The sequence below is a fragment of the Dermabacter sp. HMSC08H10 genome (assembly GCF_001807585.1).
GTDB lineage: Bacteria > Actinomycetota > Actinomycetes > Actinomycetales > Dermabacteraceae > Dermabacter > Dermabacter hominis.
Window position 1 is genome coordinate 105,568 of record NZ_KV789424.1, and the last position, 24,694, is coordinate 130,261.

19 protein-coding genes, 4 tRNA genes and 1 pseudogene are annotated in these 24,694 nt (G+C 62.9%); 15 read left to right on the forward strand and 9 right to left on the reverse strand.

Annotated features, from left to right (window positions below):
* Window positions 1-39: 39 nt before the first annotated feature.
* Window positions 40-936, reverse strand: coding sequence for an NAD-dependent epimerase/dehydratase family protein (locus tag HMPREF3176_RS03300; protein ID WP_070458210.1), 897 nt, complete (start codon window positions 934-936; stop codon window positions 40-42).
* A 135-nt stretch (window positions 937-1,071) separates the two neighbouring features.
* Between HMPREF3176_RS03300 and HMPREF3176_RS03305 the strand changes: the two genes are divergently transcribed.
* Window positions 1,072-1,145: transfer RNA gene (locus HMPREF3176_RS03305), tRNA-Lys, on the forward strand.
* Here the strand turns inward: HMPREF3176_RS03305 and HMPREF3176_RS10015 are convergent.
* Window positions 1,111-1,350, reverse strand: a complete 240-nt coding sequence (locus HMPREF3176_RS10015; protein ID WP_167346644.1) for a helix-turn-helix domain-containing protein — start codon at window positions 1,348-1,350, stop codon at window positions 1,111-1,113. The genes HMPREF3176_RS03305 and HMPREF3176_RS10015 overlap by 35 nt on opposite strands.
* A gap of 3,080 nt (window positions 1,351-4,430) precedes the next feature.
* On the opposite strand from HMPREF3176_RS10015, the pseudogene HMPREF3176_RS03325 reads away from it, so the two are divergent.
* From HMPREF3176_RS03325 to HMPREF3176_RS03360, 8 genes and pseudogenes are all read left to right on the forward strand, one after another.
* Window positions 4,431-5,600, forward strand: a pseudogene (locus HMPREF3176_RS03325) (IS3 family transposase).
* A 567-nt stretch (window positions 5,601-6,167) separates the two neighbouring features.
* On the forward strand, window positions 6,168-7,292 hold the full coding sequence (gene ribD / locus HMPREF3176_RS03330; RefSeq protein WP_070458807.1) for a bifunctional diaminohydroxyphosphoribosylaminopyrimidine deaminase/5-amino-6-(5-phosphoribosylamino)uracil reductase RibD: 1,125 nt from the start codon (window positions 6,168-6,170) through the stop codon (window positions 7,290-7,292).
* Window positions 7,293-7,295: 3 nt separating this feature from the next.
* The gene (locus HMPREF3176_RS03335; RefSeq protein WP_070458213.1) at window positions 7,296-7,946 is read left to right on the forward strand and encodes a riboflavin synthase; all 651 of its coding nucleotides are present in this window, start codon (window positions 7,296-7,298) and stop codon (window positions 7,944-7,946) included.
* The gene (gene ribB, locus HMPREF3176_RS03340; RefSeq protein WP_070458215.1) at window positions 7,943-8,578 is read left to right on the forward strand and encodes a 3,4-dihydroxy-2-butanone-4-phosphate synthase; all 636 of its coding nucleotides are present in this window, start codon (window positions 7,943-7,945) and stop codon (window positions 8,576-8,578) included. Before HMPREF3176_RS03335 ends, ribB begins: the two co-directional genes overlap by 4 nt.
* Window positions 8,575-9,198, forward strand: a complete 624-nt coding sequence (locus tag HMPREF3176_RS03345) for a GTP cyclohydrolase II (RefSeq protein ID WP_070458216.1) — start codon at window positions 8,575-8,577, stop codon at window positions 9,196-9,198. The genes ribB and HMPREF3176_RS03345 overlap by 4 nt, the downstream gene beginning before the upstream one ends.
* A 25-nt stretch (window positions 9,199-9,223) precedes the next feature.
* Window positions 9,224-9,706 (forward strand): 6,7-dimethyl-8-ribityllumazine synthase, encoded by a 483-nt coding sequence (ribH, locus tag HMPREF3176_RS03350; protein ID WP_061211666.1) that lies wholly within the window; start codon window positions 9,224-9,226, stop codon window positions 9,704-9,706.
* An 89-nt stretch (window positions 9,707-9,795) separates the two neighbouring features.
* Window positions 9,796-9,868, forward strand: a tRNA-His gene (locus HMPREF3176_RS03355).
* A gap of 74 nt (window positions 9,869-9,942) precedes the next feature.
* Window positions 9,943-10,827 (forward strand): DNA-methyltransferase, encoded by an 885-nt coding sequence (locus HMPREF3176_RS03360; protein WP_070458218.1) that lies wholly within the window; start codon window positions 9,943-9,945, stop codon window positions 10,825-10,827.
* On the opposite strand, the gene HMPREF3176_RS03365 is transcribed toward HMPREF3176_RS03360, so the two are convergent.
* Entirely contained in the window at window positions 10,805-12,085 is a 1,281-nt protein-coding gene (locus tag HMPREF3176_RS03365) for an AGE family epimerase/isomerase (protein ID WP_070458238.1), read from the reverse strand. The two genes, HMPREF3176_RS03360 and HMPREF3176_RS03365, sit on opposite strands and share 23 nt — an antisense overlap.
* A gap of 39 nt (window positions 12,086-12,124) precedes the next feature.
* Complete coding sequence (gene orn / locus HMPREF3176_RS10525; RefSeq protein WP_082738706.1) at window positions 12,125-12,751, reverse strand: oligoribonuclease; 627 nt, start codon at window positions 12,749-12,751, stop codon at window positions 12,125-12,127.
* A 117-nt stretch (window positions 12,752-12,868) separates the two neighbouring features.
* Between orn and HMPREF3176_RS03375 the strand changes: the two genes are divergently transcribed.
* The gene (locus HMPREF3176_RS03375; protein WP_016664922.1) at window positions 12,869-13,498 is read left to right on the forward strand and encodes a superoxide dismutase; all 630 of its coding nucleotides are present in this window, start codon (window positions 12,869-12,871) and stop codon (window positions 13,496-13,498) included.
* Between the two features lie 175 nt (window positions 13,499-13,673).
* On the forward strand, window positions 13,674-14,909 hold the full coding sequence (locus HMPREF3176_RS03380; RefSeq protein WP_061211671.1) for a M48 family metallopeptidase: 1,236 nt from the start codon (window positions 13,674-13,676) through the stop codon (window positions 14,907-14,909).
* Between the two features lie 53 nt (window positions 14,910-14,962).
* Here the strand turns inward: HMPREF3176_RS03380 and HMPREF3176_RS03385 are convergent.
* A tRNA-Arg gene (locus HMPREF3176_RS03385) sits at window positions 14,963-15,035 on the reverse strand.
* Window positions 15,036-15,218: 183 nt separating this feature from the next.
* Here HMPREF3176_RS03385 and HMPREF3176_RS03390 point away from each other — a divergent pair.
* Window positions 15,219-15,770 carry a single-stranded DNA-binding protein gene (locus HMPREF3176_RS03390; protein ID WP_070458241.1) on the forward strand — a complete coding sequence of 184 codons (552 nt, stop codon included), beginning with the start codon at window positions 15,219-15,221 and terminating at the stop codon, window positions 15,768-15,770.
* 75 nt (window positions 15,771-15,845) lie between these two features.
* Here the strand turns inward: HMPREF3176_RS03390 and HMPREF3176_RS03395 are convergent, their stop codons facing one another.
* The gene (locus tag HMPREF3176_RS03395) at window positions 15,846-16,388 is read right to left on the reverse strand and encodes a hypothetical protein (RefSeq protein ID WP_070458243.1); all 543 of its coding nucleotides are present in this window, start codon (window positions 16,386-16,388) and stop codon (window positions 15,846-15,848) included.
* Window positions 16,389-16,486: 98 nt separating this feature from the next.
* Between HMPREF3176_RS03395 and HMPREF3176_RS03400 the strand changes: the two genes are divergently transcribed.
* The 3 genes from HMPREF3176_RS03400 (at window position 16,487) to HMPREF3176_RS03410 (ending at window position 21,694) form a co-directional block, all read left to right on the forward strand.
* Window positions 16,487-19,567, forward strand: a complete 3,081-nt coding sequence (locus HMPREF3176_RS03400; RefSeq protein WP_070458245.1) for a UPF0182 family membrane protein — start codon at window positions 16,487-16,489, stop codon at window positions 19,565-19,567.
* A gap of 104 nt (window positions 19,568-19,671) precedes the next feature.
* Window positions 19,672-19,748: transfer RNA gene (locus tag HMPREF3176_RS03405), tRNA-Met, on the forward strand.
* Between the two features lie 296 nt (window positions 19,749-20,044).
* Window positions 20,045-21,694 carry a polysaccharide deacetylase family protein gene (locus HMPREF3176_RS03410; RefSeq protein WP_070458247.1) on the forward strand — a complete coding sequence of 550 codons (1,650 nt, stop codon included), beginning with the start codon at window positions 20,045-20,047 and terminating at the stop codon, window positions 21,692-21,694.
* 2 nt (window positions 21,695-21,696) lie between these two features.
* Here HMPREF3176_RS03410 and HMPREF3176_RS03415 read toward each other — a convergent pair whose 3' ends face one another.
* The 3 genes from HMPREF3176_RS03415 to HMPREF3176_RS03425 all read right to left on the reverse strand — a co-directional run bounded on the left by HMPREF3176_RS03415 (window position 21,697) and on the right by HMPREF3176_RS03425 (window position 24,669).
* Window positions 21,697-22,464 (reverse strand): C2 family cysteine protease, encoded by a 768-nt coding sequence (locus HMPREF3176_RS03415; protein ID WP_070458250.1) that lies wholly within the window; start codon window positions 22,462-22,464, stop codon window positions 21,697-21,699.
* Between the two features lie 95 nt (window positions 22,465-22,559).
* Window positions 22,560-23,780, reverse strand: a complete 1,221-nt coding sequence (locus HMPREF3176_RS03420; RefSeq protein ID WP_061211677.1) for a pyrophosphate--fructose-6-phosphate 1-phosphotransferase — start codon at window positions 23,778-23,780, stop codon at window positions 22,560-22,562.
* A gap of 97 nt (window positions 23,781-23,877) precedes the next feature.
* Entirely contained in the window at window positions 23,878-24,669 is a 792-nt protein-coding gene (locus HMPREF3176_RS03425; protein WP_070458253.1) for an inositol monophosphatase family protein, read from the reverse strand.
* Window positions 24,670-24,694 lie beyond the last annotated feature (25 nt).

Genomic DNA, 24,694 nt, shown 5'->3' on the forward strand with positions numbered 1-24,694 from the left:
AGGAGCTGACAGATGTCACGTGTCGGCGGGAGCGAGGTTTTACATGCGCGACCAGCCGAGGCTCGACGGCCCGATCGTTGGGCGCCATCCGGTTTCCCGCATAAATCGGATCGAAGAGACGCGCAGCGAGCGGCGTTGCACGTCCATTTTCGCGGGGAGAACGGCCTGCGTTGCGGCGGGGAAGAATTTTGCGTCCCCCTGCGCGCGCGCTTCGCGCCCGAGATCCTTTGCCCACCTCGCGCGTGTGATGGGCTCGCCTCCCACGTTGTAGAAACCGGAACGGGCATCGAGGGCCGCGAGAAAAGCACGTCCCGCGTCGATATGGTGCACGAGCGTGATGTAGTCGCTCGGCTTGCCGAGGAGCACCGCCTCGCCCTCGCGAGTCTTGCGAAGGGCGTAGGTTGTGCCGGGGTCGCGCCCATACAGCTGACCTAGACGCAGCACAACGGCGCTGCGCCCGCTTTCGGCGAAGTCGACGGCAGCGCGCATTTCGCATACTCGCGGCTTGAATGCCTGGTTTTTCACGGCAAGGGGATGCTCCTCACTGATCCACTTGTTCCCGTTATCGGGGTACATGAACATCGAGGATTCCTGAATGAGCTTCCTGACTCCGGCCCGTGCTGCCGCCTTTGCGATCGCGGCTGATGCTTCGAGGTGCAGGCGGTCATCTTCGCGCCAGGCGAACGGCCGGAGGGCACCCATGCCCGTGGGGATCTTCGCGAGCGTATTGATGACGACATCGTGGCCGCGAAAGGCGCGTTCGAGGTCATTGGCGGAGAAGACATCGGCGATGACGGCATGGGCCCCGCGACCTTCCACCACAGGGATGCCGCGCTCTCGGCGGGTCACGCCCGTGACCTCGTGGCCGGCTGCCACGAGTGCCTCGACAGCTTCTTGCCCGAGGACGCCTGTCGCACCCGTGACTGCGATCCGCACCGCTCAACTCCTTAGGCTCCGGCAATGACGTTCTTCCATAGTGTAGGCGGCGCCACTGAATGTGTGCTTCGGCATAAAACATCTTGATCGATTGGCGCGGGCGGCAGTGAGCGGCGTAGTGTATTTCTTCGTTAGGCGCCATTAGCTCAGTTGGTTAGAGCAACTGACTCTTAATCAGTGGGTCCGGGGTTCGAGTCCCTGATGGCGCACGACACGGAAGCCCCCGCTCGGAAGAGCGGGGGCTTCTTCATTGTTAACGGCAGCCATCCCATCGAAAATGATAGAGATCGGCACACCGAAGTATTCCGCCACCAGTGCCACCTCAGCCGCCTTCCAAGGTGAGTCGCCGCGCAACTTCATAAACACAGAGTTCTGCCCGATGCCAAGCACATCTGCTAGGTCGGCGTTCCTCATGCCGTGGAGTGCTACCAGTGCGCGAGTGGCCGCAGAAATTCGTTCGTCTACCGTTTGCTTTATGATTCCTACCTGATTCAGTGTCAACATACCCTCAGGGTGGGCGCTAACTGCATCGTTACCAATTTGTATTTAAGATGGTGCGAGATTACTAAAAATAGTAGTCCGCTGTCCTTATGACTACTAGTGCTCGAATTGCAGACATCCTGCTCACACAAAAGGGCTACCCCGGACTTTATGACTGGGCAATGGACCAAAGGCGTTCCGTTCGGCCTGCGACCTGGGACGAAGTCGCATTGTCCTTACGAGCCGCGACTGACGAAAAAATTAACGTTCGCGGCCAAATGCTTCGCCGATGGGGTGAAGCTGCCGAGCAAGCGCGTGAGTCCGACGAGGGCTCGGCGCAGTAGGCGGTAGCGCGATGACTGACCAAGCGAGGTTTCGGGGAATCTTGGGCGGGCTAGCCGAAGACGGCTGGCACGGCGAAGCAGGTCCTGAGTTCGTGGAGCTCATCGGTGAAGTGCTTTCAGCTAAGTCTTCGACGCTCGAATGCAGTGGGGACTGCGTGAGCGAAGCGGTCTTGGTTGTGGCTGGCTGCGGTGGCGGTGATTTAGGGGTTTTCGCGGCGCGGTTGCTGGCGATGGATAACCCTCTCGGTTACGTGATTACGAGTGTCGCGACGAATCTTGATCGGGCTGCGGTTGAGGACGTGATGGGGGTTGGGTCTCGTCAGGTGGGGCCTGGAGTTGAGGCGGTGACACGGTTTTCGGAGCTGTCGCGTGCTGATGACGGCGACGGTTTTGACCATGTGCTGATGCAGGATGCGTGGGCTCGTGGTGTCGCGGGTGGCTCGGTTGCCACGTTTCAGTGGTGCTCATGGGCATCTGGGGGCGTGGGGATGCGGCGCGGAGTTCTTCGGCTTCGGCTTTCGTGGTGCCGGACTTGTTGCCGGCCTCGGCCTCGGCCTGGCGGACCCAGTTCGTCAGGCAGGAGAAGCTGGTGCCGAAGTCCTCGGCGATGTCCTTCAGGTGGGTGCCGTGCTCACGGTTCAGGGCGACACGGACGACGTCATCGCGGCCAGGTTAGTCGGGAAATAGCCTCGGCGGTATGCGCCTCCACAAAGGGCTATCGCCGCCCGACTACACACCTCGTTTGTTCACGAAATCCAAACCGATCTCCGAGAGCAACACGTTTGACCAACTCCCCATGCTTGGTCCTTAGAACTGGCCCGGAGTTCAGAGGAAGCTCACTTGAGATCTTGACCACACTAGAGTCGGCTGCTAGTTTGACTCAGGGGTGACCAACCGGTGCCTTCCGAAAAAGCCACAGGAGTACCGTAATGACGCAGGACTCACTGGACTATTCGAAAACCTACATCGCCTTTGATTCAGGGTGCGGGGAATGTAGCGCCATCTCTCACTCACTGGAGCAGGAAACCAACGGCAAACTCCTCGCACGACCTCTTTCCGACCCAGAGGTCGAACAGATCCGCATCAACCACTTCGGCCCAAACCCGCCACACATCCCCGTGGCGATCACGTTCAATCGTACTACCCCAAAGGTATACTCAGGCCCGCGGCTTGTTGCTCTCATGGCCCGCCGCTTTGGCCCGACTACGTCCCTTCTGTTGGCCCGAATTATCGGAGTTCACCGCAATAATGAACATCTAGCATTTACTACTCCTCATGCGGAGCGACGGTTCTTCAGTAGGCGCGCCGCGCTTCAAAGCGCAGCCGGGCTCGCGGCCGTCGCTACCATTGCAACCATCCATACACGGGTTGGCTCAGGGGTGGCGCATGCCCTCGAGCCGAAGCCGCTAAAGTCCAAGACTAGTGGTCTCGACCAGCCCAGCATCGACGAGCTGATGCAAGAGCTTTCGGAAGATAGCAACACAAGAGCTGCCCTCGCCGCACTTGACCTCGACCTGGCAACGAGTCTCCCGCGGAGCACAGCCATCGCTCAGAAGGGATTACGTGGTAAGGAGGCCACCGAGGCCGGGCAGCGTCCCGATGCGCCCGAAGCAATGCAATCGGAGTTCGCCCGGACAAGCTTCAGCGACGGCTCCCACCGGTCCGTCGCAGCCCTCCAGCTTCCCGACTCTCGGTTCCTCGTTTATACAAAAGAGACCGCCGAAGACGGCTCCACCGGAGTCGGCGTCGAAATATATAGGTATGACCAGGAAAACGACGCTCTCTCCCTTTCAGCCGCAAGTGTCAATGGTCGCGCGGAAAAGCCAATCCCAGCTGCCCAATTAGCTGCCACGTACGATGCTCACACAGCGAGAGCATCAAAGAAAGATCCTTGTGGCGGTTGCGCGAAGACGAACTATCAGGTGAGTGGATCCTGCCAGTCAAAGAACGTCATGCAGTGTCTGGAGCGAGCAGCAGGATGCGCTACATGCGCGGCACCATGCGCCTCATCTCCCACCGGCGCCGGTATCGCCCTCTGCCTAGCGTGCGCCTTCGCTTCATGCGGTCCCGCGTTGCGAGCATGCTGTTCAAAGTTTGGCGCCCCCAATGTCTGCGTTCCGTGCATGCGCCTTCCCTAACACGACGGCCCGAGAGATAGGAACCGCCATGATGAAAGACCGGTTAATCGGTGCGCTATTCGGCATATGCTTAGGCGTATCGAGTTCCATCGCAGTAAGTGATGCCTTCACTCAACAGACGCATGCTATTTGGTCCAGCATTGGGGCACTCGCAGTCCTTGTCGCGACCGGGGGCTTCGTGTTCAAGGCACGCAGTGCACACTCACAGCCGTCGCCGCCACGAGAGGCAGAACGCGGACCGAACCGCAGCACGCGCACTGCGGCAGAGCCCAACCGGGTCGACTCCTAGGGCCTCGGGCGGCTGAAAACGCCCCCGCGGCGGGTGCGCTGCCGATGCGATCACATTCGGCAGCGCACCCATCAACAGGCAGATGTAGCCGACGCACGAGCACCTCCCAACAACGTATGCACCAGGCTCTTCCTCGGCGCAGGAGTTTAAGCGCGATTTGAAAAGCAATCAGGAGGGACTGCTGCGCGGAAAGGTGACATCTGATCTGGCTTGCCCGCAGGGCGGCCTGGAACGATGTGCCCTATGCCCGCTCCCTACCCTCGAGAGTTCCGCGATGACGTCGTACGGGTGGCCCGGTCCCGTGAGGACGGCGTCACGCTCGCGCAGATCGCGAAGGACTTCGGAATCCACGAGATGGCGCTCCATAAATGGATCCGCCAGGCCGATATCGATGACGGCAACCGCCCCGGGAGGACCCGTGAGGACTCGACGGAACTGCGCGATCTCCGTCGCCGCAACCGGGTGCTGGAGCAGGAGAACGAGGTCCTCCGTCGAGCGGCCGCCTACCTGTCCCAGACGAATTTGCCGGGAAATGGTTCTAACCGCTCGTGAGCGAGCTCGCCGCTGACGGGATCCCCGTCGCGGTGTCCTTGCGGGTCCTGAACCTCTCCCGCCAGCCCTACTACCGCTGGCGAAACCGGCAGGTCACCGCCTCCGAGCTGACCGAGGCCTACCGGGCAAACGCTCTGTTCGACGCCCACCGGGACGATCCCTAGTTCGGATCCAGATTCCTAGTAGGGGAGGGGAGGCCCGCGCCGCGGGCGAAGTGATGTGCGAGAAAACCGCGTGGCGGATCTGCCGAGATAACCAGTGGTGGCCCGTGTTCGGGAAGAAGCGCGGTAAGAACAGGAAACGCCCAGGCCCGAGCGTGCACGACGATCTCGTCCAGCGGGACTTCACCGCAGGTGACGTCAACGAGCTCTGGCTGACCGACATCACCGAGCACTGGACCGACGAGGGCAAGCTCTACCTGTGCGCGATCAAAGACGAGTTCTTCGGGAGGATCGTGGGCTACTCGATCAGCGGCCGGATGAAGGCCCGTCTCGCGGTGAACGCCCTGAACAACGCGGTATCGCGCCGTTCCGATGCTGCTGGGTGCATCGTGCACGCGGACCGAGGATTCCAGTTCCGAGCGCGAAGCTTCGTGCACGCCCTGAACCGCCACCACCTCATCGGGTGGATGGGCAAAGTTGGTGCGGCCGGCGACAACGCAGCGATGGACTCCTTCTTCGCACTCCTGCAGAAAAACGTTCCGGACCGCAAGCGGTGGCGGACCCGCGAAGAACTCCGCATCGCAATCGGCACCTGGATCGAGAGAACGTACCACCCGCGCCGCCGACAAACGCGACTGGGCCGACTGCCCCCATCGAATACGAGACCATCATGAACCAGGCCGTGAGCCTCGCAGCCTGACACCACCATTGTCACCTAATCGTGCAGGAGTTCCCTTTGTCTGTGGGACTGAGTTTTGCGTACCACTCGGACACTTCCATGCTGCAGTGCAGTGTCCACGTCGTGCCATCACCATATTGCCCAAGATATATATCGTCAAAGGTGTAGCGTCACTCAGGCGGTCATCCGCTGCCGCCGGTGAAATCAACCTCGATAAGGTCGCCTGGTTTGGGACTCTTAATCAGTGGGTCCGGGGTTCGAATCCCTGATGGCGCACGACACGGAAACCCTCGCTTGAAAGAGCGGGGTTTTGTCGTTCCCGCCCGCATGCGCGCTAAACTGGTGGCGCATGTTCCGGGAACTCGGTGCAATTCCGAACTGGCGGTGAAAGCCCGCTAACCCGGGCGCGTTTCACTCCGTGGGGCGAGCCTTGGGCCTGACCGGTGGAATTCCGGTGCCGACAGTACAGTCTGGATGGGAGGTTCATGCGGGCGAAGCATGCCGCTTTTACGCGCCGTGCTCTCGCAGTTTTCCCTTCTCCCGGACCATCGATCGAGATGAGCGATGCGGGAGGCGAGGACCATGGGCATGAATCAGCCCCCTCACGACGCCGCGCGCGAAAGCGCCCTGCGTGAGGCGTGTGAGCGCGCACTCGAACAGGCGCGGCGCGGACCCCTCGGTGCCAATCCGCGCGTCGGCGCAGCGCTCCTCAGCCCCTCCGGGGAACTCCTTGCCACAGGCTTCCACCGAGGCGCCCGAACCCCGCATGCCGAAGCAGATGCCCTCGCGGTCGCCCGGGAACGTGGCCTCGATGTGCACGGCGCGACCTGCATCGTGACTCTTGAACCGTGCGCCCACGCGGGCCGTACGCCCTCGTGCGCGCGCACTCTCATCGACGCGGGCGTTGCGCGCGTGCTCTACGCCGTTCAAGACCCGCACGACATCGCCGCGAACGGGGGTGCTCTTCTTCGCGATGCCGGCATCAACGCCCGTCTGTGGAGTGACGCGTTGCCGGGTAGCGTCGGAGGGGACCTCACTGCCCGCGCAACGGAACTGAACCGCCGCTGGTTCCTCGCCACGCGCGAAGCGCGCCCGTTCGTGACCGCGAAAATTGCGCAAACCTTCGATGGCTACGTCGCAGCCGCCGATGGCACGAACGCCTGGATTACCGGAGAGGACGCCCGTGTGGAGGGACACGCGCTCCGCAGCACCGTGGACGCGATCGCCGTGGGCACGGGCACGGCCCTCGCCGATGACCCCGCACTTACCGCGCGAGATGCGCACGGCACGCTCGCTCAACGCCAACCGCGGCGAGTCGTGATTGGCGAGCGCCCGCTCGAGCCACACTCGCGGCTCGCGAAAGCCACACACGGCCCTGAACACGCACGCCCGCTTCTTTATCGCACGCGAGATATCCGCGCCGTGTTCGAAAACCTGCGCGCCGAACACGGGGTTGAGCACCTGCTTCTCGAAGGTGGCCCGCGTTTAATCTCCGCGGCGCTCACGCTCGATCTCGTCGACGACCTCTGGATCCACGAGGCCCCGACTTTGCTCGGTGCGGGCACACCTGCGGTCACGGGGCTCGGCATCGGGACCCTCGAGAACCGGCTTGACTTCGACATCGTTCCCGAATCACTCCATGTGAGCGGTTCAGATCTTCTCTTCCACGCGATCCCGCGTGCGCGGCAGCAAACTCCCACGAAAGGCGAGTGACCAATGTTTACAGGAATTATCAGCGCGAAGGGCACCGTCACGGGGCTTGAGAAAGGGGCGGACGACACGGCGCGCCTCACCCTGGAGGCGCCGGCGCCTCTGCTCGACGGCCTTGCGCTCGGCGGATCCCTCGCCGTGAACGGCGTGTGCCTGACGGCGATCGAAACGCCCGAAACCCAAGGCGAGGCGGCTCGATTCACCGCGATCGCCATGGGGGAGACCCTCGCACGCACGAGCCTCGGCGATCTCGCCGTTGGTAGCCGCGTGAATCTCGAGCGCTGCACCGAGGTCGGCGCCCGCCTCGACGGTCACATTGTGCAGGGGCACGTCGACGGCGTGGGAGTTGTTGCCCGCATCGACGATGAGGGAACGTGGTGGCGCATGCGCATCGAGATCCCCGACACCCTTGAAGAACAGGTCGCCGAAAAAGGCTCGATCACCCTCGATGGCGTTTCGCTCACCGTCACGGCCGTGAATACGCCGGGGGAGAGCCCCGCCTTTGTCGAGGTGGCCCTCATCCCCGAGACGCTCGAGGCTACGACGCTTGGCGAGGCAACCGTCGGAACCCGAGTGAACGTCGAGACCGACGTGATCGCCAAATACACGGCGCGGCTCGTGGCCGTGCGCGCCGCACGTGAGGAGCGCGCGAAATGAGCTTTGCGATTGACCTGACCCCGATGGAGGAGGCGCTTGACCTGCTGGCTGGCGGAGAGATCCTCGTGGTGCTCGACGACGAGAACCGTGAAAACGAAGGCGATCTCATCATGGCCGCCGAGCTCGCGAGCCCCGAGAAGGTCGGTTTCTTCGTGCGACACAGCTCGGGATACCTGTGCGCGCCCATGACGGCCGAGCGCGCCGCTGCCCTTGAGCTTCCGCTCATGGTTCCGAACAGTGAGGATCCGCTGCGCACCGCCTACACGATTAGCTGCGATGCGCGCGCGGTCGAAGCGACGGGTATTTCCGCGGTGGATCGGGCGATCACTGCGCGCACGCTCGCGACCGGCGGCGCGGCGGAACTCATTCGCCCAGGTCACGTCCTTCCCCTTATCGCTAGAGATGGCGGTGTGCGGGAGCGCCCCGGCCACACCGAGGCCGCTGTTGAACTCACGCGCCTTGCGGGCCTCACTCCCGTGGGGCTCATCGGCGAAGTTGTGTATGACGACGGCTCGATGATGCACGCGGAAGCTCTCGCGGATTTCGCGCGTGAGCATGGACTCGGGATTATCACGATCGAGCAGCTCACGGCATATCTCGAGGAGCGCGACGCGCGAGAGGCGGCCCAGTGAGCGAGGCGCGCGTTCGCGGCACTGAGCCGATTCAGATGCCAACGCCTCACGGCACGTTTGAGGTGCGTGCGTGGCGCGGTCGCGATGCGGAACACGTGAGTCTGCTCGCGCGTGGCGCCGCGTGGCCGGGGGAGGGTTCCGACGCTTCCCAGCCTCCTCTCGTGCGCGTGCACTCCGAATGTGCGACGGGCGATATTTTCGGCTCGTACCGCTGCGATTGCGGCGAGCAGCTGGAAAAAGCGCTCGAGACGATCCAGCGCGAAGGAGGGGCCGTGATCTACATGCGCGGCCACGAAGGGCGAGGCATCGGTCTATTCGAGAAGATTCGCGCCTACCACCTTCAGGATCTCGGTGACGACACGGTCGAGGCGAATGTCCACCTAGGCCTGCCCGTTGACGCACGCCGCTACGACGATGCGGCGGACATTCTTCGCGCCCTGGGCATGGGGCGCGTGCGTCTCATGACGAATAACCCCGAAAAGGACGGCGCGCTTGCGGGCCTCGGCATCGAGGTTGCCGAGATCGTGCCGAGCGTCATCGCACCGCGCGGGGCAAATAGGCGCTACCTTGAAACCAAACGCGAGAAGATGGCGCATCGCCTCGGCCCCTCGCACGACTAACCCCACGACATCGAAGGAGAACCCTATGGCTGGATACGGCACCCCCTCCTCGGCGCTTGGCACGCATGATGCCGGCCCGGCGACGATCGGTATCGCGGCGGCGAGCTGGCACACGGAAATCATGGATGCCTTGCTCGACGGTGCCAGGCGCGCGGCCGCCGATGCGGGCTGCACGGTGACGGAAGTGCGTGTGCCCGGCTCGTTCGAGCTCCCGGTTGCCGCGCAAGCGCTTGCGCGCACGTGCGATGTCGTGGTTGCGCTCGGCGTCGTGATTCGCGGCGAGACTCCACACTTCGAGTACATTTCCGGCGCGACGACGGAGGGTCTTGCACGCGTCGCCCTCGACGAGTCCACCCCCGTGGGCAATGGCGTGCTCACGGTCAATACCCGCGAACAGGCCGTTGACCGTTCGGGTGTGGAAGGCGCGAGCGAGGACGCTGGCTATGCCGCGGCCGAGGCGGCGATCCGCACGTTCCGCGCCCTCGCCCCGCTTTCTGACATGCGGTGAGATTCACATCCCTTTCTCCTGCAAGAATTCGCGAAGTCCCGGGGCAGCCGGGTAAAGTATTTATCCGTTGCGGGAGACCCCGCACAATGGTGGTCGTAGCTCAGTTGGTAGAGCTCCTGGTTGTGGTCCAGGCGGTCGCGGGTTCAAATCCCGTCGATCACCCCGCTAAAGAGCCCCTCGAGCGAGGGGCTCTTTCCTTTAAGCGCGCAAAACCGGCACTCGCGAAATGAGGACACATGAGCGACACGAAGGCCCTCGTGGGAGAGGACGCTGCCTCGAGCGTTGTGCTCGCGGACAACCTCGAGGTACTCCGCACTCTCCCGGGCGAGTCGATCCAGCTCATCTACATCGACCCGCCGTTCAACACGGGCAGGCGCCAACAGCGCCAGTCCCTCCAGACCATGCGCGCAGCCGATGGCACCGAGGGCTCGCGAGTCGGTTTCAAAGGACGCAGTTACACGAGCATCAAGGGCGCCCTTTACGGTTACGACGACGCGTTCGAGGACTACTGGGAGTTCCTCGAACCGAGGCTCATCGAGGCACATCGCGTGCTCGCCCAGTCGGGAACGCTCTACCTCCACCTCGACTATCGCGAGGCGCACTATGCGAAGGTTCTCCTCGATGCGCTCTTTGGCCGCGAGTCGTTTCTCAACGAGATCATCTGGGCGTACGACTACGGAGCGCGTACGAAGAAGCGATGGCCCGCGAAGCACGACACGATCCTCGTGTACGTCAAGGACCCAAGAAGCTATTTCTTCAACTCGGAGGACGTCGATCGCGAGCCCTACATGGCGCCCGGCCTCGTCACGAAAGAAAAAGCTGAGCGGGGAAAACTTCCCACCGACGTGTGGTGGCACACGATCGTGTCACCCACGGGGCGCGAAAAGACCGGCTACGCGACCCAAAAGCCCGAGGGGATTCTCAGGCGAATCGTGCAAGCGAGCAGTCGCGAGGGCGACTGGGTGCTCGATTTCTTTGCCGGCTCGGGTACGACCGCTTCGGTCGCGCACAAACTGGGCCGACGGTTCCTTGCGATCGACTCGAACCCGCAAGCCTTCGACGTGATGCAGCGAAGGCTCGCGGGGTCGAACGCGCGGTTTATCGAGAGCGAGCTTCCGTAGCGACGGCGTGAGCGAGAGGCGGCCATGCGGGCAGGCGCGGAATAAGCGTGACCTGGTAGGCGTGGTAAATGTCTGGCTGGCCCTTCCAGGTCGTTTCGCTGATCTCGCCCGTGGCGGTGAGCTCGTGGACCCAGCTGCCGAGCCTGCCGGGAACGATGGTTGTCGTCTTCGCCCACTGCCACCAGGACTCATAGCGTTCTTCCCAGACGGCATCGCCGTTCGTGCGGAACAGCACAGCGGCCGCACCGATGGCCTCAGCGACGACCCAGTGCATGCGTTCGTGCACGACGGGTGAGCCATCCCAGTCCACCGTGTACGGGAAGCCGCCGTCACCGTCGATGCCCCACGTCTCACATGCCTTCTCGGCGAGGGCGAGCGCGCCGTCGCGCAAAGCTGAGGCGCGTTCCTGAGCCCGGGTGACGTCGGAAAACTGCCCCTCGAAACCGGCCGCGGTGTGCAGGGCGAGGCGCGCCCATTCAAACGAATGGCCGATCGTTGCACCATAGGGGCGGAACGGGTGGGCGGGCTCCTCCCGGTTGTAGTCGGGGCGGGGCTCCCACGCGGTCGTGAAGTGCTCGGGCAGGAACCAGCCGTTGCCCTTCGCGAACGCGAGCGCGCGCTCGACGATGACCGCGGCGCGCTCGAAAAGCTCGAGGCGGCCGGTCGCTGCCGAGGCTGCGAGGAGTCCCTCGACACTGTGCATATTCGCGTTGATCCCGCGGTAGTCCTCGCAGTTCGAGAAATCGCGCGAGTAGGTGTCGGCAAACATCCCGTGTTCGGATTCGAAAAAGCGTGCATGCGCCTCGAGCGCGGTTTCAAGGAGTTCGCCCGCGCCAGGGATCTTTGCCTCGACGAGACTCGAAGCGGCGAGTACCACGAACGCGTGGGCGTAGGCCTGCTTTGAATCATCGACCGGCTCACCCGTTTCACGGGCGATGATCGAGTAGAAACCGCCGTGTTCGACATCGTGAAACGCGCCCGAAAGCGCCGAGAGGCCGTGGGCTGCGAGCTCGGCATAATCGCGAGAGGACTCGGTGCCGCGGATGCTTGCGAGGGCGAAGCAGTGTGTCATGCGGCAATTGATCCACAGTTCGAGGTCGTGATCCGGATCGAGAGTACCGCTTGAGTCGAGCCATCCGAAGCCATGCTCCGTGCGCGAGGCTGCGCCCCACTCGAGTAGATCCTTCCCCACATCCTCAAGCCACGCGGCATGCGCGGGGTCGGTCTTCGTTGCCTCGAGAAGGAGGGGTGTCGTCATTGTCAAAACTCCTGTGTGGTGTGAGAGTGCGGGAAGAGTCTACTGAGGCGTGATTTCGAACTTCTTCGAGGCTGCTCGGGCCTCATCGCTCGTGGGGCCGGGCTCCTTCACGAAGAGAACTTCGCGGTAGTACTTGAGCTCCTGAATCGACTCGCGAATATCGGCGAGTGCGCGGTGGCCGCCGTGTTTCTCCGGCGTATTGAAGAACACGCGCGGGAACCAGCGCTTGGCGAGTTCCTTGAGGCTTGAGACATCGATCGTGCGGTAGCTCATGAACTGGGCAAACTCCGGGAGGTCGCGGTCGATGAAAGCACGGTCGGTGCCCACCGAATTGCCCGCGAGAGGCGCCTTGCCGGGCTCGGGGCAATGCTCCTTGACATAGGCGAGGCACGCCTCTTCGGCTTCGACGAGGGTGATGCCACCGTCGAGCTCCTCGAGCAGACCCGAAGTCGTGTGCATGTTCCGCACGAAATCATCCATCGACTCGAGCGCGCCTGCCGGGGGTTTGATGACGACATCCACCCCTTCGCCGAGGATTTCGAGGTCCCCGTCGGTCACGAGAACGGCGACTTCGATAAGAGCATCGTTTGTCTTATCGAGGCCCGTCATCTCGCAATCCACCCAGATGATGCGGTCGTTACCTGGTTTCGTCGTTGTAGAACTCACGCCTCTATCGTAAACCCGAGTTCACACTGAACACCCAATGGGACTCGATAGGGTTTCACCTGTGCGTATGTGCTTTGCGCATGCCCCGCACGTCAGCGTCGAAGAAAGGTGGCCACCATGGCTGAATACACTCTTCCCGATCTCGGATACGACTACGCCGCTCTCGAGCCCTCGATCTCGGGCCGCATCATGGAGCTGCATCACGATAAGCACCACCAGACGTACGTCAACGGCGCGAACCAGGCGCTCGAACAGCTCGCGGAAGCTCGCGACAAGAACGACTTCGGCACGATCAACCAGCTTCAGAAGAACCTCGCGTTCAACCTCGCCGGCCACGTGAACCACACGATCTTCTGGGAGAACCTTTCGCCCGAAGGCGGCGACAAGCCCGAGGGTGAGCTCGCTCAGGCAGTCGAAGAGTTCTTCGGTTCGTTTGATGGCCTGCGCGCCCAGTTCACCGCTGCCGCGCTCGGCATTCAGGGCTCCGGCTGGGCGATCCTCGCATGGGATTCGCTCGGCGAGAAGCTCATCATCGAGCAGTTCTACGACCACCAGGGCAACCTTGCAGCGGCAACCGTGCCGCTGCTCCTCCTCGACATGTGGGAGCACGCTTTCTACCTCGACTACCAGAACGTCAAGGCTGACTACGTGAAGGCATTCTGGAACATCGTCGACTGGGCCGATGTCGCTGAGCGCTTCTCGCGCGCGACCTCCCAGACGAAGGGCCTCATCACCCCGGTGGCCTGAGCATCTCAATTGTGTGGGTGGGGCGTCGCGACGGCGGCGCCCCACCTTTGTGCTTTCGCGCGCTATGCCCCATCGGCAGCAGGCACCAACACGCCACAATCATTCTTCCGCCGCCACTCTTCTCGCGTTGGTGGTGCGGTAGGGATCGGAAGGTCGCTGTTGTTACGGTGGAGTCATGACCGAAATCGAATCTCAAGACCCGCCCACCTTCGAAAGCGAGCACACGAAACCGGCAGGGAAGCCGGGCCTTTTTAACGGCTCCACGCGCCACGGGCTGCTGGGGGATCTTTCCCTTCGGCATCCGTGGGACATCCCGCTGTTTGCCGTGGGAGTTCTCATCACGTGCCTTCTCTTCGTCGCGTGGGTCGGTGCCGTCGTGTTCATCATTTACATGGCGGCGACGGGAAAGTGGTCGAGCATCCAGCCCGCCTTCGAGGGGGAGTCGGCAGACGGCGGGCTCTCGAACCCCTACAGCCCCATCTCCATCGGGATCCAGCTGTTCGTTGCCTTCATGTTGATCCCATGGGTGCTATGGATCGCCCGCGCGCTCATGTACGCGCAGCTTCGAGCCTCCGGCGTGCGCATGAGCCCCACGCAGTTCCCCGAGGGATACCGGATGGTCGCCGAAGCTGCCGAACAGTTCGGAATGCGCCGCGTACCCGACGCCTATGTGCTCTCCGGTAACGGCATGATCAACGCCTTTGCCGCCGGCCACGGTTATAGGCGCTTCGTGTGTGTCTATTCCGACCTCTTCGAAGTGGGCGGCAAAGTCCGCGACCCCGAGGCCCTTCGCTTTGTGATCGCGCACGAGGTTGGCCACCACGCCGCCGGCCACACCTCGTATTTCCGCCTGCTGTTTTCGAACTTCATGATGCGCATCCCGATCCTTGGCAAAGCTCTCTCTCGTGCCCAGGAGTACACGGCCGACAATTACGGCTACGCCCACGTACCCGAGGGCGCCCCGGGAACGATGGCCCTTCTCTCGGGAGGAAAGTACCTCAACGCGCACGTCAACGTGCATGAGCTCGCCGATCGCGCCGCAACCGAAAAGGGCCTGTGGATCCACCTCGTCAACCTTTCGGTGACTCACCCGGTCATCACGTGGCGCGCCCACGCCCTGCGAGACCGCTCCAAGCCCGGGCGAATGTGGCTGCGTCCCAAGAATCGAATCTTCGAGCCCTACCTTCCCGCCGGCTCCACCTTCAGCGGCAAGTACCCGACCCCCGAGGAGGCGCTCGCACTCCTTGACCGGGCCCGGGCCGAGGGGCATGTGATCGGGGAGGAACAGTTTGGTCGCTTCCCCTTCGGTCAGTCCTACCCCGAGCCGCAGCAGATGCGTCCGCTACAGGTGCGCCAACCGTCGGCCGAAGCGGCGAACCCTCTCGTATCCCGCAAGCCGGGAGCCCACTGATCCGCACGGATCACAAAGCGAAAGCGCCAGTGGAGGACACTGGCGCTTTTTCGCGCCCCCAGCAGGACTCGAACCTGCAACCTACGGATTAGAAGGCCGTTGCTCTATCCATTGAGCTATGGAGGCATGCCGCGCGGGCGGATCCAGTGTACCGGGAGAGAGCGCCGGGGCCGAACGAGCGGTGGCGCAGGCCGCACAGCCTCGATGTATCCACAAGCAGGGGAGGGGAGCTTTTGTGTGGGCGCCGTGCTCGGCATGCTCGTGGGTGAGCGCCGCACCGGGCGGCGACCGATCCCAGGGGGAACTTTAATGAACGCAATCGTGACAACCATCCAGGGCAACGCGACCGCGGATGCCACAATCTTCAAGTTTGATGGTGGCGGCTGCCGCACGTCCGTGACCGTCGCCGTCAATGATCGGTACTACGACGTACAGGCGAAGGAATGGAAGGAACGCAAGCCTGAATACGTGCGCGTGCAGGTACGGCGCGAATCGCTTGCGAACAACGTTGTGCTATCGGTGAAGCGTGGCCAGCCACTCCTGTGCACGGGCCGCCTCGTGACGCAGACGTGGGAGGACCGCGACGGCAACACTCGCACGGAGCTTCTCATGCACGCCGATCACGTCGCTATCGACCTCACCTACGGAACCGCGCAGTACGCGAAGAGCGCGCCGTCGTGGGTGGATGAGAACACCGGTGAGGTGCGCACCACGTCTCCCGATGTCGAAGAAGAGGCTGCAGAGGGCGAGTCGAATGACGCTGCGCACGCTCAACTCGAGAGCCACACAGGCGTCGAGGGGGAGTTGAGCGAGAGCGATCTCGAGGCGCTCACCGAGGTGGAGGAACCCAGCTACGCCTGAAAGCGGAGGGGGCGTCGGCTTCCGCACGTGCGCAATGCGGGCGTGCGGGGTCCGACGCTTGTGTGCTTCACGCGTTTACTCGGTTGGCGCAGCGGCGCCCGCACCAGGTGAGTCGATGCCGAGACTCGCACAGAGGGCCGCGACGAGCTCGGGGATCAGGTCGCGGCCAACGCGGAGGTCCTCGCCTTCGCGTGCAACCGCGCTGAACGTTTCGCCCGTGTTCAAGGCGCCTGCGGCGACGAACACGGGCGCGGGAGTTGCACCGGGCGCACCATCGACCGCGCCGCGGATACGGGCTTGAATGTAGCCGCCCGCGCAGCCTTCTGGCCACAACGCGTGTTCGAGCTCGTCGGCGACATCGCCATGCTGTGTTCCGGTCTCGATGCTCGTGAGATGGTGGGGGTCGCCGCTGGCGAGGTCGAGCGTCTCTTGTGGGAGGAGGCGAGAAAGCTCGGGGCGTTCTTCGAGAAGGGCTTCGGTGCTGAAGAGGGCGAAGCGCGCGATGTGTTCGGGTCCCGGGGAATCCTGTTCGCGCGTGTGGCGAACGAGCTCGAGTACCGCGGCCGCGAGGGCCCCTTCGGTTTCGCTCAGGTTGAGGTCTCGCGTTTCTGAATGCACAGCGCTTGCTCCTTACTGGGACAATAGTGGCACTTGCCTCTAGGCGGGGTGAGTACTCCTCCCACGATAGTTCCCCACGATGTGAGCCGAGGTCGCCGTTGAGTTTTACGAATCCCTTTGCCGGTGCTGCCCAGCCAGGTCCAAGGCCCGCGGGCTCGGCGAGTAAGAAGGGCGCGAAGAAAGTTTCGCCGCTCACGATCACACTCGTCGTGATCGTTGCGTTGATCGTGGCGTTTGCATGGTTCGCTGAGGTTGCGACGAGCTACATGTGGTTCGACCAACTCGGCTTCAACGACTTCCTCGTGAAGAAGTGGGTTACGGAGGGGATCTTGTTCCTCGTGGGGCTCGTGGCTGTTGCCGCCCCGATTTTCGTATGCCTGTGGGTGAGCCACAAGTACAGGCCGCAGATCGTGCCCGTCACCCGTGAAGACATCGCGATCGCGGGGTTCCGCGACGCGGTCGAGCCGCTTCGCAAGATCATCACTATCGCTGCCCCGGTGATTCTCGGGATTTTTGGTGGACTGACCCTGACTCGGCAGTGGCAAGAGATCCTGCTCATGCTCAACCAGGAGCCGTTTGGGAAAACCGATCCGGTCTTCCATAAAGACATCGCGTTTTATGTGTTCACCCTTCCCGTGATCGAGACGGCGCTCGGGCTCGTCAATTTCGTGATTCTCGCGAGCGCGTTCGCCGCAGTCCTCGGGCACTTCATCTACGGCGGCATCGAGTGGGACCACAAGAAGGGCCTCAACCTTACGCGCGCAGCGCGCACGCATGTGGGCATCATCGCGATGGCGTACATGCTTGTGCTAGCGGCCCAGCACTGGTTCGAACGGTATGCGGCCCTCACTGCCTCGCACGAGAAGTTTGATGGCGCGGCATACACCGACGTCCACGCACTGATCCCAGGGAAAACAATTCTCGCGATTTCGGCGATCATCGTCGCACTCCTTCTGCTCGCGTGGATCCTCAAGGGCAACTGGAAACTTCCCGCTGCCGCGGCGGGCCTCATCGTGCTTTCGACTGTCGCGGTGGGGATGGTCTACCCCTACCTCATTCAGACGTTCAAGGTGGAGCCGAACGAGCGCAATCTCGAAAAGCCGTTCATCGAACAGAACATGGCTGCCACGCGCGCAGCGTATGGGCTCGAAGACGTCAACGAGATTTCCTATCGCGCAAAGTCGACGGCAACGTCGGGTCAGCTGCGCGAGGATGCCGCGACGACGGCGCAGATCCGCCTTCTCGACCCCGCGGTGGTGTCGCCAACATTCGGCCAGCGCGAGGCGAACCGACGCTACTGGGGGTTCGAAGAGACACTGAGCGTGGACCGCTACGACATCGACGGGCAAAAACAAGACACCGTGATCGGCGTGCGCGAGCTACGGCCCGACAAACTCGAGCTCTCCTCGCAATCGTGGGTGAATCAACACGTCGTGTACACCCACGGATTCGGCGTTGCCGCGGCCTACGGTAACCAGCGGCGCCCCGATGGCGAGCCCGCCTTCTATCAGTCCGGTGTTCCCGGCTCGGGAAAGCTCGGCAACTTCCAAGAGCGCGTGTACTTCGGGCGTCATTCGCCGAGCTACTCGATCGTCGGTGCCCCCGAAGGCGCCGATCCCCAGGAGTTCGACTACCAGTCCGGAACAGATGGTGATGATCAGGGCAGCCAGGTCTCGAACACCTACACCGGTAACGGTGGCCCGAGTGTCGGCAACTTCTTTAACCGAATGCTGTTTGCCATTAAGTTCCGCGAGTTCAACATCCTGATCTCGAGCTACGTGAACGAGAAGTCGCAGATCCTCTACGATCGTGACCCGCAGCAGCGCGTGAAAACGGTTGCGCCGTTCCTGTCGCTCGACACCGAGATGTACCCGGCAGTCGTGGACGGCAAGCTCAAATGGGTCATCGATGCCTACACCACGAGCGATCGCTACCCGTACGCACAGGCCACTAATTTCGACGCTGTCGTGACCGACTCGAAGGTCAACGGCGCCGATACGGCCGGTCTTCGTGAGCGGCGCGTGAACTACATGCGCAATTCGGTGAAGGCCACCGTCGACGCCTTCGATGGCAGCGTGACCCTGTATGCCTGGGATACGGAAGATCCCATCCTCAAGGCGTGGGAGAAGTCCTTCCCAGAGTCCGTCAAGCCCTCGAGCGAAATCTCCGGCGAACTCATGAGCCACCTTCGCTACCCGGCAGATTACTTCAAGGTGCAGCGCTCGATTCTCGGTAAGTACCACATTGACAAAGCCGAGGATTTTTACGTGGGTCAGGACTTCTGGCAGACCACCCCGGACCCCACCCAGGCGCGCGATAGCGAGAGCGGCTCGGCGCCGCTTCAAGCCCCGCACTACCTCACGATGCAGATGCCCGACGAGAGCGCGCCACAGTTCACGCTCTCCTCGAGCTATATCCCCGAATCCGGCCAGGATGTTCTCACGGGCCTGCTTGCAGTCAATTCCGAGACGGGGACGAAGGCGGGCAATCCCGCGGAGGACTACGGCAAGCTCACGCTCCTCGTGCTCCCGAGCTCGAACCCGGTGAGTGCTCCGCGCCAGGTGCAGAATACGTTCAACTCCAACCCGCAGGTCTCGAATGAACTGAACCTTTTGCGGCAAGGCAACTCGAAGGTCATCAACGGCAACCTGCTTACGCTTCCCGTTGGCGGCGGTCTCCTGTATGTCCAGCCGGTGTACGTCATGAGCTCGAGTGCAGGTGGTGGCACCTCGTATCCGCTGCTGCGTAAGGTGCTCGTGAGTTTCGGTGACAAGGTGGGCTACGCTGACACGCTCGACGAGGCGCTCGATGCCGTCTTTGGCGGCGATTCGGGCGCGAGTGCAGGCGACGCCGAGGTCCCCACGACGGGAGAGGCTAAAGCCGTTGAAGACGCGGTCTCGGATCCGGCTAAGGGCGGCAACGACGCAAAACCGTCGCCATCGCCAAGCCCCGAGCCGAGCTCCAGTCCGACCGATGCCCCGGCGCCCGCTGAAGGCTCGGGCGACCCGAAGGCAGATCTCGACGCTGCGCTCAAGGATCTGGATGCCGCATGGAAGGACGCCGAGACTGCGCGTGCTCAGGGTGATTGGGCGAAGTACGGCGAGGCCCAGAAGCGGCTGAAGGATGCCATTGAGCGCGCCGATGCGGCAAACGCCCAGCTCTCCAATGGCGGGAGTTAGAGAGGGAAAGGGAGTGTAAACGGGGCGTGAACGTGAACTACGAAACGTTTACGCGCTCAAAACTAGACTCCGCGGTGGAGGCCTACTAAGTTAGAGATCACCGACGCGGGGTGGAGCAGTTCGGTAGCTCGCCGGGCTCATAACCCGGAGGTCGTAGGTTCAAATCCTGCCCCCGCTACCAGTAGGAGCCCTCGCCAGCATTGACTGGCGAGGGCTTCTTTTTATGCCGATCTCTTCCCGGAGATTGGTACGGCGCCACCGCGCGCTCAGCGGCGGCTCGACCTCGAGGTCTCTAGCGTTTGAGAGGGGCTGGCGAACTCCGGGAACTATCCGGGCTCGCGATGCGCGTGGGCGTGAGGGTTCGTGAATTGCAGGGGAGTACACTCGTGGGCGGCGAGGCGCGTGCGGACAATGTTATTTAGCTGTGCAGGTTCGTGCGAGTGCTCGCTTTCCAATACTTTCGACGAAGGAAGAATCGTGTCGCCGCTTCTTGAAACCCGTCCTATTCGCCGCCGCACCGCTCTCGCCGGACTTTCAGCTGGTGCCGTCGCCGGCCTCGCTGCCTGCTCGAATGCAGGGGATGGAAAGAACGGCGGTAAGGCCCCTGGTAAGGGTGGCGCGCAGTCACCGAGCACGAGTCCCGAACCGTCGACCGAGTGGACGAGCGCAGATGCTTCGCTCCTCGAAACGGTTGACGTTACGCTCAACCCCGAAGCCGAAGGCAAGACCGTCACGACCCCGCGATTTCCGAAGGCACGCAATCTGACCCAGGCGACCGAGGTCGTGCGAAACCGTCTGCTGCGCGAGGCGCACTGGGGAGATATCGAGAAGGTCGAGATCAAGGCTACGATTCTCGCCGCCGCTCAGGACGTCGTGGGCGTCGCGGTTGTGGGGAGCCTCGGCGACGAGGCGGATGTGCCCTGCTCGATCTGGTACGACGCACGAAAGAAGCAGTCGTTTGCCCCAGCCGCGCTTATCGAGGCTGCGAAGTGGGGCGAGTTTGCGAAAGCCGTCCACGATGCCGCAGGCAAGGCCAAGGTTGATGCCTCGGCCGTCGATAAAGCTCTCATTGACAAGAGTGCCCCGTACGGCAATGGCCCGGCGATGGCATTCAATCCCGAGGGCAAACTCGTGCTCGCGTTCCGTACGGGAGCGGCCGGTGAGGCCCCGGCACGGCTCGTCGTCGACGCGGAACCGTTCCTTTCTGATCTCGGAAAGCTCGCGAAGGACGCGAGCGCAAAGCCCGCGAAATTCACGGGTGAGCCGAGCGAAGAACTCGAACACTTCACGCCTAAGCGCCATGTTGCAAAGCCGATCGATTCGCCAAACCGACCGTCGGACGGTTCCGAAGCGGCGAGCCCCGCGGCATCGGATGGTGGGCAGTCCGACGGCGCCGAGGGCGAAGGCGCCTCGACTGAGGTACCGACGCCCACTCCCGGTGGGGCGGTGCGCCCGACTACCGCGATCGGCTACGACGTGTTCCTCGAGCACTGCGTCGCTCTGACCTACGATGACGGTCCCGGCGCCCGTACTCCCGAGCTCCTTGACGTCTACAAGAAGGCGAAAGCGGCAACGACGTTCTTCGAAATGGGCAACAGCATCAAAGAGCACCGCAAGACGACTCTCATGGTCGCGGCAGCGGGTTTTGAGCTAGGCAACCACTCCGTGACCCACCCCGACCTCAAGCGCAAGTCGCGCGAGCGCGTGGAGAAGGAAGTCAACGAGAACTCTGATCTTCTCGCGGAGACCACGGGCTTCGAGCCGCTTCTGTTCCGCCCGCCGTATGGCAGCCACAACGAAACCGTGGATGAGATTGTTGCCTCTCGCGGAATGGCGATCGTGCAGTGGGACGTCGACACTCTCGACTGGAAAACGAAGGACACGGCAAAAACGATCGCGGCAGCCGTCGAGGGTGCAAACGCCTACGCCGAGCCGATCGCTCTCATGCACGATATTCACGATTCAACCGTGGATGCGGCTGAGCAGATCCTCAGCCAGCTCACTGACGCCGGCTATATTCCCGTGACGGTGAGCGAGCTGACCCTGAACACGGGAGGCCTCGAGGCCGGACACGCCTACTGCTCCGGCACCGGCAAGAAGCAGAACGGGTTCAACTGTAAGGGCTGACCCTACGAACCTTCGCGTGAGCGCCCGAGTGGCTGGTCAAGCACGTCGACTGAGAGGAACGCGCGGCGGAACTCTCGCTTGTTGAGTGTGACCCAGGCACCCGGGCGCCACGGGTTACGAAGCACGATCTCGCCGGTATCAGGCTTCGCATCCACAACCGCCATGACGTGCATCGGCGGAATAGCTCCCGACTGTCGCTTGCGCGAGAGCGCGGGGGAGAACATGTGGGTGGAGGCGACGATGGGCCGCCTCTTGGCGAGAAGGTCTTCGACTTCGCCGGGGGAGGGAAGCGTGAGACGCGTCGAGGCGCGCACGCCGCTAAGCGCTGGAAACCCCCATTTCGCAAAGCCCCGCGCAATCCACGCGTATGATCCCGCGAACTCCGCTGCGCACGCCTTCTCGAGAATTCCGGGCCAGCCGGGGCCGCACCCTTCTTCTGTCGCGTAGGCGAAGTGGCCACCATCGGTGGCAGGAAAGCGCATATTCACGCTGCGCCACGCCGGGGCACCCTCCACGAACACACGCGCGAGCGCTTTGGGTGACCCGGGCTGAACCTTGATGGCGTTCGCAAAAAACTCGGGATCGAGCGCGTGAATTGCGAGCATCGGCGCCATGAGCCAGCAATCGCCCAGGGCACCCTGGCGCGGCCGCCGCGAGAAACTCAGGACGCCGCTCCAAGCCTCGTAGTGATCAGCGTGCGGCCCCAGCGGCGGCTCCCCACTCTCGCGTGCATGCGGCGGGAAGAGTGCGGTCAGCGTGTGGCGAATCAAGCGTCGGACCCCTTTCGCAGTTAATAAAACCCGGGCACGAGCGCAAAACGCACGTGCCCGGGCCTCTCAGGCGATCATCCCGCCTAGCGGAAAAATCAGTGCTTCTCGGCCTTCACGAGCTTCTGGCCCGTGCGCTCGAGAACGCCGGCGAACCATTCCTGGTCCACGTCGAAGGCCTTGTGACCGGCGATGCGCTCGAACTCGATCGCGCGAAGCTGGTCGCCCTTTTCTTCGTCGTGGCCGATCACGCCGGTGCCGCCTTCAAGGGCGACCTGCACGGCGAGGTCGGTCATCGACTTGATGAGGCGCAGATCGTCAGCGTTAGCTTTCGCAGAGCGAGCGAAGTAACCGGACTTTTGCACCATGACCTTTTCGGCACCGAGGCGCTCAGCGAACTGCTTCGCGAACCACTGGCCGGGGTTGATCTTGTCGAGCTTGACGTGGCCGAACGGATCGCGCTCGACCTCTTCGCCCTTGGCTTCGAGCTCGGCGATGATCTCGGGGATGCCGGCGCCCTCCGAGAGGAAGATGTTGACGCAACCGACCTCGTCCATAACCTTCTTAAGGCGCTCCGCCTCACCCTCGATATCGAGAGCAAGCTCGGGCAGGAATACGGCGTGGACATCCCACCGACGCTCATCGTGGCCGATCGACGGCAGCCACTGCTGCTTCGAATGCCAATCCTGGTAGTAGCGTGCGGCCTCCGCCGTGAGGTAGCCGCATGCGCGGCCCATGATCTCGTGGATGATGAGCATGCGCGGGTTCGAGCCGTTCTCCGCAATAACATTCTGCGCGAAGAGGGAGGTCTGCTCAGCGGCGGTGCGAGCACCGAGCGACTGGCGGATCGGAACGATGTCGTTGTCGATCGTCTTCGGCAGACCCACGACCTGGAGCGGGTAGTTGTTGTCGGCGAGGTACTTCGCGAGGTCGGCGGCAGTCGTGTTCGTGTCATCGCCACCGATCGTGTGGAGCACGTCAACGCCGTCAGCCTTGAGCTTGTTCGCAGCGACCTCGAGAGCGTTCTCGCCCTCCTTGATGAGGCCGCGCTCGACGAGGTTCTTCGTGTTTGTGAGCTTCACGCGCGAGTTGCCAATGGGCGAGCCGCCGTAGTTGTGCAGGAGGTGCGCGTTCTTGCGGGCCTCATCGTCGATGACGATCTTTTCGCCGGAGAGCAGGCCCCAGTAGCCGTGCTTGTAGGCGATGATCTCGATCTCGGGGTTCAGCTCGTTATAGCGCTCGATCAGGCCGCCGACGGCGGACGAGAGGCACGGGGCGTAACCGCCCGCGGTCAGGAGAGCAACGCGCTTGACGCTCATGAGGGTCCTTCCCAGGTCGTGTGGTGCGCGGCGAAAACGCCGCACGTGTGCGCCACTATCCTACAGTTTTCTCCTTCGCGTCTGCCGAGGCAGAAGCCTAGCGAGAGGACTGCAGAGCCTCGAGGATCGCGCCGTGAAGCGGCCCGTTACTCGCGATTGCACTCGCCCCGTAGGGGCCGTCTGTACCGTCAAGGTCGGTAAAGCGCCCGCCTGCTTCGCCAATGATCGGTACGAGAGCCGCCATGTCGTGGAGCTTGAGGGAGGGTTCGATCGCGGCGTCAATTCCCCCCTCGGCAAGGAGCATGTAGCTCCAAAAATCGCCAAACCCGCGGGTGCGTTCGACTCTCTGAAGGAGGTTCACGAACTCGCGGAGTTTCCCGGCGCGGGCCCAGCCCTCGAGGCTCCCATAGGACAGCACGGCTTGCTCAAGATGCTCGGTGGAGGAGACATGAAGGCGTTGGGCGGCAGACAGGCGCGGGCCCGTGAAGGCCCCGGCTCCGACGGCTGCCCACCACCGCCGGTTCAGCGCGGGCGCTGACACGACGCCCACGACGACCTCGCCGTCTTCCTCGAGGGCGATGAGCGTAGCCCACACGGGAACGCCGCGCGCGAAGTTCGCGGTGCCGTCGATGGGGTCGATGATCCACTTTCGGTTGCTCTCGCCGTGCGAGCCGAACTCTTCGCCGATGATCTGGTCGCGGCTGCGGGTACGAGAAAGCTGAGCGCGAATGAGTTCTTCCGCTGCTCGATCGGCATCGGTCACGATCGAGTTGTCGTCCTTGCGCTCGCGCGTGAGGTCTTCAGACTTGAAACGCGACATCGTGAGCTGGTCGACGGAGTCGGCGAGAACGTGGGTGAGGCGGATATCGTCCTGGTGTGCCGAGGCCATACGTGGTTTCTCCTTCGCTCTGGTG